A 14,371-nucleotide genomic window follows, 5' to 3' on the forward strand; every position below is an offset into this window, starting at 1 on the left:
TCAAGCTCGTTCCTAGCAATTGGAATAGACCCGCGCCGATTTTCGGCGCGGGCCTTTCTTTACTTTTTTAAATAGAAAGAGGTTATGCTGTGGATATCCATGAGTATCAGGCAAAAGAAATTTTAACGGAATACGGCGTCAAGATCGCCGATGGCGGCCTGGCTTACAGTCCGGAAGATGCCGTGCAGCGTGCGCGGGAAATCGGCGGCAGTATTTGGGCGGTGAAGGCGCAAATTCATTCCGGCGCGCGAGGTAAAGCCGGCGGTATCAAACTGTGCCGGTCGCATGACGATGTCGCGAAAGCCGCCGAGGAGCTGTTGGGCAAACGGCTCGTGACTCATCAAACCGGACCTACCGGTAAGGTTTGCGGAAGGCTTTATGTAGAGGCCGGTACCGACATCGCGAAGGAGTTGTACTTTTGTCTACTCGTCGACCGCAGCTCGGAGCGTATCGTGATGGTCGGCTCGGCTCAAGGCGGTATGGATATCGAGGAGTTAGCGCAGACCAATCCCGAAGCAATCACAAAAATCTACATCGAACCTTCGGTCGGCTTGCAGGATTTTCAAGCGCGAGCAATGGCTTTTGCATTGGGTTTGCCGGTGTCGATGATCAATACCGCCGTTAAAACGATTAACGGCTGCTACCGGGCGTTACGTGACAATGATGCGAACATGCTCGAAATCAATCCGTTAGTTGTGACCGGCAAAGAAGATTTGCTGGCCTTGGACTGTAAAATGGGTTTCGACGACAACGCCTTGTTTCGCCGTCACCGAATCGCCGAATTGCGCGATAAAACTCAAGAAGATCCCCGTGAAATGGCAGCTGCCGATCGCGGCCTGAGCTATGTCGGGCTGGATGGCGATATCGGCTGTATGATCAATGGTGCCGGTCTCGCGATGGCGACGATGGACATGATCAAGCTGGCCGGCGGCGAGCCCGCTAACTTTCTCGATGTCGGCGGCGGTGCGTCGCCGGAGCGGACCGAGAAAGCGTTTCGCTTGGTCTTGGCCGATAAAAACGTCAAGGCGATGCTGGTCAATATTTTTGCCGGTATCAATCGCTGCGATTGGATCGCTGAAGGTGTCGTACATGCAGTCAAGAAAATCGATATGAAGATTCCTTTGATCGTACGTTTATCCGGTACCAATGTCGAAGAAGGACGCCGCATCATCGCCGAGAGCGGCTTGCCGATCATTACCGCGGAAACTTTGGCGGAAGCGGCCGAAAAAGCCGTGCTGGCACGTAATGAAGTAGTGGCGAGAGAGGGCTGAGAGAAGACACATGGCAATTTTAATCAACGAAAATACACGCATTATCGTTCAAGGTTTTACCGGTAAAATCGGCACGTTTCATGCCCAGGACATGATCAACTACGGTTCTAAAGTCGTCGGCGGCATTACTCCGGGGAAAGGCGGTCAATCGCATCTTGGCCTGCCGGTGTTTAATACTGTTAAGCAGGCGGTCGATCAAGTCGGCGCCGAAGCGAGTATTGTATTCGTGCCGCCCGCATTTGCGGCGGATTCGATCATGGAAGCGGCCGATGCCGGCATCAAATATTGTGTCGCGATTACCGACGGGATTCCGACTCAAGACATGATGAAAGTCAAAAATTTTCTGCGTCGTTTTCCTGAAGACGAGCGCATGATTCTGACCGGTCCTAACTGCGCCGGTACAATCAGTCCCGGGCGTTCGATGCTGGGTATCATGCCGGGTCATATTTACATGCAGGGTAATGTCGGCATCGTTGGACGTTCGGGTACATTGGGTTATGAGGCGGCCGATCAATTAAAACGGCTCGGCATCGGCGTGTCGACTTCGGTCGGTATCGGCGGCGATCCGATTAACGGGAGTTCGCATCGCGATATTCTCGAACATTTCGAGCGAGACCCGGAAACTAAAGTCGTCTTAATGATCGGCGAAATCGGCGGACCGCAAGAAGTCGAAGCCGGTATTTTCGCGAAAGAACACATGACCAAGCCCTTGGTTTCTTATATCGCAGGCCTAACCGCTCCTGAAGGACGTAGAATGGGGCATGCTGGCGCGATCATTTCGGCGGCAGGCGAAAGCGCGGCCGAAAAAGTCGCGATGTTGAAGGATTTGGGCGTTACGATCGCGCCGACGCCTTCGGCGATGGGGGAGACGGTTGCTGCGGTTTTAGCCAAATTGGCATAGGAGCGGCCTAAACCTGGTGAACGGTAAACGGTGAATAGTAAACGGTAAACGGAACAGGGAGAGCAGTTATGTGTAGGGTGCTTTTAGTCAGATTGGCATAGTCGTCGCGTTGCTCCAATAAACGGAGAGGGAGCGGTTGTGGGAGCGACGCCTTCGTCGCCCCTCACCTAACGCTAGGTGAGGGGAAGCCGTTTCTGTTCGATGTCAGTCAGCATTTTTCGAAGTCAGGCCGTTTCGTCATCGATAATTGCTTATCGGCAAGCTGCCGCTCATAACTCATAATGCCACAGCGGAGTCTTAGTGGATTCCCTGTGGTTTTGTTTTTTACGAAGGATTAATCACGCGTCATGACACAATCGATGATATATGCTTTGGATTTCGACGGCGTTATTTGCGATAGCGCCGTCGAAACCGCGATAACTGGTTGGAAGGCCGCCGGGAAGCTTTGGCCGGATATGACCGAAGACCGGCTTTCGGAGCAATTGATCGATCGTTTCCGGCGAATTCGACCCGCGATTGAAACCGGCTACGAAGCGATTTTGGCGATGCGTTTGATCGATCGGGGAGACGACGACCGAGCGGTTTTAACCGGATTCGAGCGGAATAAACAGAAGTTGCTCGATGAATTAAATGTCGATGTCGATTTTCTGAAGAAACTATTCGGTGAAACGCGCGATAACTGGATTGCGGCTGATTTTTCGGGTTGGATCGGAGTGAATCCAGTGTTTCCAAGCATTGCCGATAAGCTTAAGCAACTGAATAAGCAGGCTACTTGGTATGTGGTGACGACGAAGCAGGAGCGTTTCGTCAAGAAAATTTTGAGCGCTAATGAGATTGAACTATCCGGCGAAAACATATTCGGCCTCGAAAGAAATAGAAGCAAAGCCGATACGTTAATTGAGATTTTGGAAGGCCATCCGAATCAGCAAATTTATTTTGTCGAGGATCGTTTGCCGGCGTTGTTGACTGTGATGACTAATCCAAAACTTCAGTCGCTAAAGTTGCAATTGGCCGATTGGGGCTATAACACGGCACAGGATAGACAAGAGGCCGTGTACAAGGGTATTGAGCTATTGTGTATCGAGGATTTTCTTAAGGCCAAATAAGCATCACAATCTCGGGAAATATTCAGTACTCCTCTTTTCAAAGGGTGGATGCAAAGTTCCAACTTGTTATAATGCAGTGTTAATTAATTAACTCGTGGCTTTGGTATTAATAATGGTTGCTTTTTGCAATGCCTTACGAATTTTGTTAGTTTTACTGGGCAGTTAATGTACTTCGAAGGTAACTATTCGCACCCGCCTATCTTTCCAACGTAGAACGTGGGAACGATAATTGCCGGGGGATTAAATAGTTACCTTCAAAGCACTCATTATGTCTTTTTGGTTATCAATCGAAGTATGAGTTTTTAAAATAAATGAAACTTCATTTGAGGAGAATTTAATCGTTTATGCGTATTTACCCTTTCGCCCTTGCTTTTATGATGTCCATGACTACAGCTATTGCCGAACAAAAAGCATCGGTTCTAGCCGCAAATATGAATAACTATACCGTTTACGGTCATGTTGAGGAAGTGGCGTTGATACCAGGCGACATTGAAATTAAGGCGCGCCTCGATACCGGTGCGTCGAGAAGTTCGTTGAACGCTCAAGAGATCGAGTTGATTGAATCGGACGAGCAACCGATGGTGAGTTTTATATTCGATGATCGTAACGGTAATCAATACCCGATGACGCTGCCTTTGGTTGAAAAGATCGGTATCAAACAAGCTAGCGGCAGACAAGAGCGCTATGTCGTCGAAATAGGCTTGTGCGTCGGAGAGCATTATGAAAAAAATCTGTTTACGCTGGCCGACCGCAGTAGAATGACTTATCCCGTATTGGTAGGACGGAACTTTCTAAAGAATTCCGTTTTGGTTAGCTCGAAACATAAAATGACCGCAAAGCCGGTTTGCGAAATTGACGCTTAAGATTTCAGGATAAATAACTTCCTGGAGTCATGAGTTTTGTCGTGCAACCGAACGATTACTCAGTCAATCTTGTCTTGACGGGTAAAAGTAAATCCGTTTGTTCCGAGCCCCTTCGGCTACGCTCAGGAGAGCCCCGTCGAAGGATGAGCGGATTTACGCTGAGCTAAACGATTTTTACCCAACATTGTAAAAATGACTGAGTACTAGCTTACCCTACATTAAAAATAGAGAAGTTATTCATGATCAAATCCTAGGCTAAGGAACAGGGCCGGCAGTCGAGAGCAAGTCTGAAATTCAAGAATGTTGCGGGTCGAAGTTTATAATGAGGCGTCGTCGATGAAATGTTGGATAATCGCATTAGGTTTTTTACTGGTATCCTGTAAACCCATTTCGGATACTATCGCCAAGGAACCTTATTTATTTCAGTCCGATGATGTCGAATTGGAGGCCGTTGCGATATATCAAGGCAAGGATTCCATTTGGAGTTTCGATTTTTTGCCCGACGGTAAAATCATTTTTACCGAAAGGAAAGGACGATTAAGGATATTCGATCCCAAAACAATGAATACCTCCGATGTGAGCGGTGTTCCTGGCGTTGCCGCGCGCAACCAAGGCGGCTTGCTTGACGTCTATTTGCATCCCCGGTTTTCCGAGAACCGGCTTGTTTATTTGACGTATTCAGCCGATGTCGGCGAGGGTATGACCATTCGACTGGCTCGCGCGGAACTCGATACCGATACCTTGCTGAATCTGACCGTTCTGTTTAGCGCGGAGCCTCCGAACAATAGCGATCATCACTTCGGTTCCCGTGTCGTGATGAGCCGAGCCGGCAATTTATACTTGAGTGTCGGCGATCGCGGCGAAAGGGATCAAGCTCAAAATTTGGCTTCTCATTACGGAAAAATATTACGTCTGAAGCAGGACGGTAGCGTTCCCGACGACAATCCCTTTCTAACAGAGCCGGGCGCCAAACCTGAAATATGGACTTACGGTCATCGTAATGTCCAAGGTTTGACGATACATCCGCGGACCGGAGAAATATGGGCGCAAGAGCATGGCCCGCGCGGCGGCGATGAAATCAATCTTATCAAAAAGGGCCGGAATTACGGTTGGCCGGTCGTAAGCCATGGGCGCGAATATTGGGGGCCTACAATCGGCGAGGGCGTTGAAAAAAAAGGCATGAAATCGCCGATTCATTATTGGGTGCCATCGATCGCACCGAGCGGGCTTAGCTTTTATAGCGGTAAAAAAATTCCACATTGGCAAGGAAGCTTGTTTTCCGGATCGTTGGTGCTGACCCATCTAAATCGGCTGGTTGTCGACAACCATGACGTGATCAAGGAAGAACGTTTATTAAGCGCCTTAAATAAACGAGTCCGCGCTGTTAGGCAAGGTCCTGACGAATTGTTATATTTTTCAACCGATGATGGTTCATTAGTTCAAATTCGTCCGGTCGAGCCGGAATCGGATTTGTCCGATGACAAAGCCGCATGAATAGTTGGATTGCACTTATAACTTGAATCCAAGTGAAAAAACAATGTAGGTTCCAGAGAGGGCGCGGTTGCTCGACCGACAGGCGTCGGCGGCAAGGACAGCCGCCGTCGAGCCTACAGGGACGTATTCACGGCGTCCTGTCGGGCGAGTGACCGTACCCTCCTTACCAGGAACTTTCATTTGCCGGGGCGATTGCTAGGCCTTCATGAACGTTACGGTTAATTAGGGTTTGCCAATTATCCAAAAAATCCACTAATCTAGGTAGACCGCCACCGATGACGAGGTTGTGATGCCTGGATTGTCTAATCCTTTTGCCAATTGGAAAAACTGGATCGAACAAATCTTCGATCCGCAGATTCCTGATGCCTTGCTGCAAGAAAAGCTTCAAGAGATTCGGCAGCGTTTGCCGCCGCCGGTGATTTGGTTGCTAGGCAAGACGCAAAGCGGCAAAAGCTCGATAATTCGAGTGCTGACCGGCTCGACTTCTGCCGAAATCGGTAACGGCTTTCGGCCTTGTACGCGCACTGCCATGCTTTATGATTTTCCCGATCCGGAAACCGCGTTTGTTCGATTTCTCGACACGCGCGGCTTGTCGGAGGTCGGTTACGATCCTACCGAGGATATGCATTGGAGCGCAAGTCAGGCTCATTTACTGATCGTCGTGGTCAAGGCAATGGATCACCAACAGCAAAGCGTTGTCAGCGCAGTCAATCAAATTCATCAGGCGCATCCTCGCTGGCCCATCATTGTGGCACAAACTTCGCTGCATGAAGGTTATCCGAATCCCGCGATGCCGCATATTCACCCTTACCCGTTTAGCGACGGCAAAATTGCCGGTTCGATACCGCCCGCTTTGCGCACTTCGTTATTAAAGCAACGCGACACGTTTGCCGGTATCGATACCGTGTTCGTTCCGATAGATTTTACCTTGCTGGAAGACGGTTTTGAGCCTGTTGATTATGGTGCCGAGGCTTTATGGCAAGCGTTAGAAGAAGCCTTGCCGCTCGGTTTGCGCGACATGCTCGAACAGCATCAACAAATTGGCATGATCAGCGATGTATACAGGCGTGCGGCGCATCCGCATATTATCAGTTATTCGTTATCGGCCGGTATCGCCGCCGCCATTCCGGTGCCGGCCGCGAGTATTGCGACCGTGATCGCGATTCAGGCGAAATTGTTTCATAGTATCGCCAATGTTTATGGGCTGGAGCTGAGCAAACAAAGTCTCAGCGAAATCGGCAGTGCGATCGGCATTGGCGTCATGGCCGGCATGGGCGGACGCGAGCTTTTGAAATTGATTCCCGTTTATGGGCAAACCGTCGCGCTAGGCGTTTCGGGTCTTTATACCGCGGCGGTGACCTATGCTCTCGGTCAGACGTTGTGTTTTTATTTCGCGCAAACCAAACGGGGCAAAGCGCTGACCCCGGAATCCTTACGCGAAGTATTCAAGACCGAATTCGCGCGCGGCCGTGAAATATTGCGCGAAACAATGAAACGGGAAGGTTGATTATGCGTAAAGCGTTGCTGTCGATATCGGCTTTTCTGTTGGTTTTGCCATGGTTGGCGCTCGTTGCCGCAGGTATTTATTGGCTTTGGCAAAGCATTTATTTGACTGAAGCGGTTGCCGGGTTTTGTGTTGTGTATGCGTTGGCGTGGCTGATGATTCGAGGTTTGCGCAAACGTCAGGGGCTATTGGCATTGCCGGTCGTAAAACCCGATGATGCTTGGCCGCCGGCCGCGACCGAGATTTGGGCCAAGCTCGATAAAATGGCCGAACAAATCGACCCGAAAGAGTATCCGTTGACCGACAGTTTGCGCATACTGGAACTGGCCAAACGCGTCACGGTCGAGGTGGCGCGTCATTATTCGCCGAAACACGAGCGGGCCGAACTCGATGTGCCATTGCGAAACATTCTCTACATCGCCGAGCAGGTGTGCCGGGACATGCGGCAAATGCTCGACGAAAAGGTGCCGTTCAGTCATTTATTGACGGTCGGTAACGGCCTGGAGCTTTGGCGCTGGAAGGATCGTTTGGCAAGCGGACACATAGCCTATCGCGTCGGTAAATTGTTATTGAGTCCGATTGCTTCAATTCCGCGCGAATTGGGTCAATTTTTTGCCGGTAAGGCTTCGGCATACCCGAAAGGCATGATCGAGCGCTGGTTGCTGCAAACATTGATTAAAAAAATCGGTTATTACGCGATCGCGATGTATAGCGGGCAAGCGATTCCGCCGCAGATAGATTTTGCCGAATCGGAACCCAAGCTTGGATCCGTGGAGATGAAGAAACGGCCGCTACGAATTTTGGTTGCCGGCCAGCTTAAAACCGGTAAATCGAGTCTGGTCAATGCCTTATTCGGCGAATTAAGGGCACCGACCGATGTTTTGCCGTTGACCGGCGCGTTGACTGTTTACCGTTTGCAGCATGAAGGTACCGGCGATGTCGTTATCGTCGACAGCCCGGGCTATGGGGACCAAGAGCGCTGGTTCGAGGAAAATCCCGAGCAGGCTTTCGGCGAATTCGATTTGATTGTATTGGTATGTTCGGCAACCCAGGCGGGTCACGAGGCCGATGCCGAGTTCCTGAATGCGATGCGAACTTGGTTCGACGAACGCCTAGAGCGAAGGCAGCCGCCGATATTGTTGATTGTTTCGCACATCGATCAGCTGCGTCCGCTACGGGAATGGCAACCACCTTATGATGTAAGTCATCCGCAAAATGCCAAGGAGCAATCGATTCGCCAAGCATTGGCATATATTAGCGAGACATTAACGATTCCGCTCGAGGATTGTCTTCCGGTTTGTTTAAAGGAGCGTTCCGTTTACAACATCGAAGCGGTTTGGACGGGCATTGCCGATAAGTTGCCGGAAAGCCTTCGGGCTCAGTATTTACGATGCCTGATAGCAGCCAAGGATAAGGAGAAATGGGCTATGTTGCGCAAGCAATTGGCTAATGCTGGACGGATTGCGGTTGATCGCGTTAAAAAGATTAAGAAAGGTGATAAAGGTGAAAGGTGAAAAGCGGCCGGCCTTTCTGCTTAGCTGCGAGTGAACCGGATGTAGAGTGCTCCGCTGATTTTCTAGGCTATGTTTGAGTTAATAGTTGGCGGCGCCACCCAATTGACTGGTGGAGCCATAGATGAAAATCGTGGGGCCATCCTTGACCTCAATGGATATCTATCACTCAAGTTTTGCGACGTGAAACACCCAATAAACCCAGTAGCGCCGAACCCATCATCCAAAACGCCGCCGGTACCGGTATTTGCGAAACCTCGCTGATACTGCTGGCAAAAACGGCGGTTTTTAGGTTACCTTGCACCGGGTTAATGCCGTTACTGAAAAGCGCCAACGTGAAGGTGTTAGCGTAATAGAAGTTGCCGTCGTCAATCGTATAAGCGCCAAAGTTCGTTGTCACATCCCCATTGGTCGTATTATTGTCCCAATAAGATGCCGAAATATAGACTTCGCTGCTGGCGCGATTCGACCAGTCGCTCAGAGTTCCGTTAACGGAAGTCGACCAATTCAGTGAAATCAACGCAATACCCAAGCCGTTTAAAGTGAAGTTGACTGTGTTTTCGCTCCATGCGCGGGCGTGATTCCAATACCCATTATTCCAATTGCCGGGCTGGGTCGATGCCGATGCCGACAATGTATTGGCATCCCTCAAGCTGTTGCTTTGCGCTTCTGAAGTGACGGCGCTGGCCGATAATGCCGTGACGAAGTCGTAAGCCCATTGATCGTCATAGTCGTTTTGGTAAGCGTTGGGGCCAGTATGCGCATGGGTGTGGACCTCGCCAGATTCGTTCGACCAGCTCAGAATGGGCGTGTTGGTGTCGCCTGACAAGTCGAAATATTGAACTTGTAAACTATTCCAGTCGATTTGAGCGTGCGCAGAGGATGCCGCATAGGCTGTTTGCAGAAAGCCGGCTAAAACAACGGTAGCCGTGCCTAATAAACGTTTGTTTGATAATAAGTTCACAATCACGATTCTCAGGGTTAGGTTAAGACTCAGGTAAGAGTTTGGTACTACTTTTAAATAGCGCCGTAAATATAGGTTATTAACAACTCTTTCGTCTATTGTCCTTTTGTACAGTGCTTAAATTACTAACGCCGGCTTCTTGCGTTGTCCGGAAATTTTCTTCGCCAATGCGGGGCAGATTGCGATTGATCCCGTTAAGAAGATTAAAAAAGGTGAAAGGTGAGAAAGAGCGGTTTGGGTTATTCGTTGTCCGGGTAGCGGTTAATATCGGTTTCTTGTAGGCGTTGATTAAGTTCCGGCAGGGCTTTGGATAAGTTCTTGATGTCTTGGGTCGTGAGCCGGAGCAGCGTGACGTATGTTTTTGCCCTGACCGTCGCGGTTCTTACGGCACGTTCGTAAAGGGCGTGCCGGCCGATGAAACTGCCTTTGCGCAGTTCGGCGATATGCACGCGCTGATTGGGACCGGTATTTTGAAAAACGTTGACTACGCCGTTAACTAGGATATAGATCGAATCGCCCCGATCGTTTTCGTTAAAAATCGTATCGTTTGGAAGAAAGCTGACGTAATGTGCGTTTTTCGCGAGTTTTTTTAGCACGTCGCGAGGCAAGCCGCTAAAAATCGGTACGTTATCCAGCCAATCGTCGCGTTTGGCAAGGCTCAACTCCGGCGCTAGGTCCGGTAATTGTTTCAAAGCTTCATCCAGGCGTTTTTCCAGGCGCCGATAAATCTTTTCGGACAATTTGCCATGCTCAAAGTCTTCTGTAATCAGCTTCAACGAGTAACGGAGCGCGACTTCTTGAAATAGGCGGTATTCGAATTGATAATAAAAGTCGTGGAATTGCTTACCCAGTTTTTTGAGCCGCCCTTGCCTTCTTTCCAAACGTTGCCGATAAATTTTTCTGATGATATTGAGCTTGTCGCTATGAAAATGGGGCTCTACTTGCTTCAGCGCCAACAGCGCTTCGTGAGCCATCAAAACCCCGGCCAGATCGTGGCGTATTAAGTTGGCAAAACGAATTTTTTGATAGCGAATTAACCAGTTGAGCGTCCATTCGTATTCGCTTAAAAATTTGATTATCGACATTTCAAAACGCAAGAACGGGTTCACGTTATCCTGGTTTCTATTGAAACGAATCATCTCGTCAATGCTTTTGGCTTTGTCTTTGCGGAGAATATCCTTAAAATTCAAATAAGTATAATAATTGACCAAGCCGATTTCATGGAGTCGTTGTAATTCCCTTTCTTCGACATTGAGTGCATGTAAATGAATTTGTCTGAGTTGCTGGGCTTCCGTCAGCGTCGCATGCGTCGGTGCGATTTTTCTGTTAAGCGATTGCAACACCGAATCTTGCATATCGCTCTCGAGCAAATGCAGCCTCGAAAACGAGTGTAGGCAGTCGTTGACCGATGTGGTTATTTGCTCCATGCCTTCTTGTAATTCGAGCCATTCGTCATCGTTCAAGCGATCGATTTTGAGTGCACGCATTAGGGGTTTGAGCGTCGGGCCGCTCATTACTAAGCTGATCAATACCATGCCTAGCGTCAGTTCTAAGAGCAGACCTTTATCGACGACAGTATCGGGAATCGCAAGCGCCATCGCGATGGCGATGGTTCCCTTTGAGCAACCCCACCACATCATATGGCGGCTATTCAGGTTGATTGCCGGTAAGCTGAATAGGCTCGTAGTCATTGGTATCAAACCATAGACGCTAATCATGCGCGCGGCGAATATCGCCAGGAGTACCCAGATCAATTGTTGCCAATGTATCGCAAATGCAAGGATATCGACGGTCAAGCCGATCAATAAAAATAATAACGAATTCAAAACCAGCGCGATGGAATCCCAACCGGCTTCGATATGGTGGGTCGATTCTCCGGAAAGCCGAGGCATTGCGACACCTTTGATGCAAAGTGCGGTAGCCAGCACCGACATGATGCCCGAGACATGGAAGTTATGTTCCGCGACGATGAAACTCAAGTAGGCCGCGACGATCGATGCGACTACGACGAAACTTTGTTGACCGTGATACATCCTGACCATCAGTTCGCTGATGACCAAGCCGATCAAAGTGCCTATTAGCGCACCGAGCAGGAAGTGTTCAGTGAAATAATAAATCATCGTCGGCGCGTCCATCAGCGCCGATTCCCCGTGAATCACGGCGCCAAGCACAATGTTGAAAAGTACGATCGCGGTCGCGTCATTGAATAACGATTCGCCCTCGACCAGGACAGTAAGGCGTTTCGAAACGCCCAGCTCCTTGAACAGTGCAATAACCGCAACAGGGTCTGTAGCGGAAATAATCGCGCCGAACAAGAAGGCCAATAGAAAATCGAGATAAAAGAAAGTATTGAGGCCTGTCGCGACCAACAACGCAGAGATCAGCATACCCGGTATGGCCATGACTAAAATCGGAATTAAGTCCTTGATAAGCGTGCGTGCATCCAAGCTCAGTGCGGAGAAGAAGATGAGCGCCGGATGAAATATGAATAGAACCAGTTCGTCGCTGAGATGAAAGCCGCTTGGAATCAGAGCGAAAGGCGTGACCGTGGCCAATAAATTGATCGATACTCCAGTTACGACCAACAGGATGGTATAAGGGAGCGGCAAATGGCGACACAAGCCGGAAAGCAGTAAGGCCAGTATCAACAGCAGCAGGATGATGAATAAGGTTTCGGAAAGCGGCATGCTTGTCGGTGGCGGCCTTGGAAGCTATAAAAAAATGATATTTCAATTTTAGCTGTTTGGCATGGATTAAAGAAGGTGGAAGAGGAAAGAGGAAAGAGGAAAGAGGAAAGAAGGGGGCGCTGTTCCCCAAGCTCAAGCTCTCATCGTTATCCATAAGTCAAAAATTACCGTTTTCCTCGTTCCCACCGCTCCAGCGTGGGAATGCATACCGATCTTGCCTCGGCTGACAAGGTATGGGTTCCCACGGAGGACCGTGGGAACCAGAAAAAACAAACATATATTGATTTTAGCTGTTTGGGATGGATTAAAGAAGGGGAAAGAGGAAAGAGGGGGCGCTGTTCCCCAAGCTCAAGCTTGGTGAACCGATACGCGAAGCTCGAGCTTCGCAATGAACCTAAAAAGAGCAGTTGATATGTGTTGTAGACCGTTCGTGCTGAGTTAAGTCGAAGCATGAAGGGTCTACAACACTTTCACTGTCTTGGTGAAGCCTCAAACTACCGTTCACCCTTCGACGGGGCTCTCCTGAGCGCAGCCGAAGGGCTCAGGGCGAACGGTAGTTTGAGGCTCTCAACTGCTCTTTTTAGGATGAAAAGCGAATGCGTATGTATTTCTTTTATATTGAACGCGGCTAGGCCAAAATGAAATGATTCTAGAAAAAGCAATGTAACCATGAAGTACATGAATTTCTTAAAGTATTTCAATAGGATATTCATATACTATGAGCGACCATTCAGGAGAGCAAAACTGTTTTGCAAAAGCATGGCAAGTAAGTGAACTAACTTTTTATCTTCATGTGCTTCATGATGAAATGCTTTTTCTAGGATAATCCTTCTTAATCTCGTTCGATCGCGACCTGATTGCGGCCGTTTTTTTTGGCTTGATAGAGCGCTCGGTCTGCGGCCCGGATCATCGATTCGAGCGATTCGATATAAGTGCTTTGACGACTGCAAATGCCGAACGAGAGTGTTGCAGGTATTCTTAGATGCTGATATTCGAACGCCTTACGCGCTACTTTTTCACGGATGCGTTCGGCTAAAACCAGCGCCTGGTTTTCCGAGCTACCCCTCAGCAACATAATGAACTCTTCGCCGCCATATCGCGCCAGTGTGTCTTCGGTGCGCATTTCCTTATTCAGCATTTCAGCCAGTTCCCTCAAAACCTGGTCGCCGGCGGGATGGCCGAATGTATCGTTGATTTTTTTAAAATGATCGACATCGCACATGATGACGGTTAATGAGGTGCGATTGCGCTTACAAAATGAAAGCTCTTCTTGTCCGCGAATCACAAAAGCCCTGCGGTTGGGTATTTGGGTCAGAACATCGGTATTGGCAGCCTGGTATAAAGCTTGTTCAGACTGAGCTTCGCTTGGTTTTTTATAATCTATGCGCATGTAAGTCCCGCCGGCACGGATGCGCGAGAGTAAGGAAATCTTTTCTTTGTCGATTCGCCTTTCATCGATATAGGTGCCATTGGTCGAGCCGTAATCCTCAACCATAACGACGCCGGCTTTGATGATAAGGGCGCCATGACGTCGGGATATTTTGGGGTCAGCGATGATAATATCCGCATCGTGGCCTCGTCCGAATACGTTTTTTTGACGGGTAAGCTTAAATTGTTTACCGATGTGTTTGCCTGAAAGTATTACAAGATAAGGCTCAAGCGGAGCGTTTTCTGTAGTCCGCGAAGACAATGCCGTGTCGATCTGGGTATCCGATTGCAGACTATCCATTCGCGTTCCTCTAAATAAAGTTGTATATGCCGAATTTTATCAGGCACGGACTCCTTGCGCCGGATTATAGCCGTCATACAAATGAATATAATTTGGAGCGTTCAAATAGTGCGGGATTGGCACAGTGCTGCTTACTTAAATTGGGTTTTATATCATCGATGATTTCGTATTCGCGTTATACAAGCTAATCGATCAATTCATTTTTCATGGTGTTCAAATATTTTACTGTGAAAGATCGTAAATTTTGATTCATTATCTAATTTTTCGATATGCAAAACTCCGTTCTGGCAATGCCGGTTCCGGAGAGGGTGCGGTTGCTCGATCGACAGGCGTCGGCGGCA

10 protein-coding genes are annotated in these 14,371 nt (G+C 49.0%); 7 read left to right on the forward strand and 3 right to left on the reverse strand.

Translation table 11 applies throughout. The features are described 5' to 3' along the window. The first annotated feature begins 89 nt into the window (after positions 1 to 89). The 7 genes from ACRJJO_RS17290 (at position 90) to ACRJJO_RS17320 (ending at position 8,653) form a co-directional block, all read left to right on the forward strand. Positions 90 to 1,271 (forward strand): malate--CoA ligase subunit beta, encoded by a 1,182-nt coding sequence (locus ACRJJO_RS17290; protein ID WP_431066888.1) that lies wholly within the window; start codon positions 90 to 92, stop codon positions 1,269 to 1,271. Between the two features lie 10 nt (positions 1,272 to 1,281). Then, complete coding sequence (sucD, locus tag ACRJJO_RS17295; protein ID WP_431066889.1) at positions 1,282 to 2,172, forward strand: succinate--CoA ligase subunit alpha; 891 nt, start codon at positions 1,282 to 1,284, stop codon at positions 2,170 to 2,172. Positions 2,173 to 2,519: 347 nt separating this feature from the next. After that, positions 2,520 to 3,278 (forward strand): HAD family hydrolase, encoded by a 759-nt coding sequence (locus ACRJJO_RS17300; protein WP_431066890.1) that lies wholly within the window; start codon positions 2,520 to 2,522, stop codon positions 3,276 to 3,278. Positions 3,279 to 3,661: 383 nt separating this feature from the next. Next, on the forward strand, positions 3,662 to 4,141 hold the full coding sequence (locus ACRJJO_RS17305) for an ATP-dependent zinc protease family protein (protein WP_404360028.1): 480 nt from the start codon (positions 3,662 to 3,664) through the stop codon (positions 4,139 to 4,141). A gap of 336 nt (positions 4,142 to 4,477) precedes the next feature. Beyond that, positions 4,478 to 5,635: a PQQ-dependent sugar dehydrogenase gene (locus ACRJJO_RS17310; protein WP_431066891.1), complete on the forward strand. Its 1,158-nt coding sequence runs from the start codon at positions 4,478 to 4,480 to the stop codon at positions 5,633 to 5,635. 289 nt (positions 5,636 to 5,924) lie between these two features. Beyond that, on the forward strand, positions 5,925 to 7,142 hold the full coding sequence (locus ACRJJO_RS17315; RefSeq protein WP_431066892.1) for a GTPase family protein: 1,218 nt from the start codon (positions 5,925 to 5,927) through the stop codon (positions 7,140 to 7,142). A 2-nt stretch (positions 7,143 to 7,144) separates the two neighbouring features. Further along, the gene (locus ACRJJO_RS17320; RefSeq protein ID WP_431066893.1) at positions 7,145 to 8,653 is read left to right on the forward strand and encodes a GTPase family protein; all 1,509 of its coding nucleotides are present in this window, start codon (positions 7,145 to 7,147) and stop codon (positions 8,651 to 8,653) included. Positions 8,654 to 8,819: 166 nt separating this feature from the next. Here the strand turns inward: ACRJJO_RS17320 and ACRJJO_RS17325 are convergent, their stop codons facing one another. The 3 genes from ACRJJO_RS17325 to ACRJJO_RS17335 all read right to left on the reverse strand — a co-directional run bounded on the left by ACRJJO_RS17325 (position 8,820) and on the right by ACRJJO_RS17335 (position 14,030). Further along, positions 8,820 to 9,614 carry a VPLPA-CTERM sorting domain-containing protein gene (locus ACRJJO_RS17325; protein ID WP_431066894.1) on the reverse strand — a complete coding sequence of 265 codons (795 nt, stop codon included), beginning with the start codon at positions 9,612 to 9,614 and terminating at the stop codon, positions 8,820 to 8,822. A gap of 239 nt (positions 9,615 to 9,853) precedes the next feature. Continuing rightward, the gene (locus tag ACRJJO_RS17330) at positions 9,854 to 12,301 is read right to left on the reverse strand and encodes a cation:proton antiporter (protein WP_431066895.1); all 2,448 of its coding nucleotides are present in this window, start codon (positions 12,299 to 12,301) and stop codon (positions 9,854 to 9,856) included. Between the two features lie 832 nt (positions 12,302 to 13,133). After that, positions 13,134 to 14,030, reverse strand: a complete 897-nt coding sequence (locus ACRJJO_RS17335; protein ID WP_431066896.1) for a diguanylate cyclase — start codon at positions 14,028 to 14,030, stop codon at positions 13,134 to 13,136. Positions 14,031 to 14,371: the final 341 nt, after the last annotated feature.

Source organism: Methylotuvimicrobium sp. (assembly GCF_050611805.1).
GTDB lineage: Bacteria > Pseudomonadota > Gammaproteobacteria > Methylococcales > Methylomonadaceae > Methylotuvimicrobium.

What these genes read in the sequence shown, in the direction of transcription:
- sucD (WP_431066889.1), top strand. Translation starts at nt 1,282, where the DNA reads ATGGCAATTTTAATCAACGAAAATACACGCATTATCGTTCAAGGTTTT.
- ACRJJO_RS17300 (WP_431066890.1), top strand. Translation starts at nt 2,520, where the DNA reads ATGACACAATCGATGATATATGCTTTGGATTTCGACGGCGTTATTTGC.
- ACRJJO_RS17305 (WP_404360028.1), top strand. Translation starts at nt 3,662, where the DNA reads ATGACTACAGCTATTGCCGAACAAAAAGCATCGGTTCTAGCCGCAAAT.
- ACRJJO_RS17310 (WP_431066891.1), top strand. Translation starts at nt 4,478, where the DNA reads ATGAAATGTTGGATAATCGCATTAGGTTTTTTACTGGTATCCTGTAAA.
- ACRJJO_RS17315 (WP_431066892.1), top strand. Translation starts at nt 5,925, where the DNA reads ATGCCTGGATTGTCTAATCCTTTTGCCAATTGGAAAAACTGGATCGAA.
- ACRJJO_RS17320 (WP_431066893.1), top strand. Translation starts at nt 7,145, where the DNA reads ATGCGTAAAGCGTTGCTGTCGATATCGGCTTTTCTGTTGGTTTTGCCA.
- ACRJJO_RS17330 (WP_431066895.1), bottom strand. Translation starts at nt 12,301, where the DNA reads ATGCCGCTTTCCGAAACCTTATTCATCATCCTGCTGCTGTTGATACTG.
- ACRJJO_RS17335 (WP_431066896.1), bottom strand. Translation starts at nt 14,030, where the DNA reads ATGGATAGTCTGCAATCGGATACCCAGATCGACACGGCATTGTCTTCG.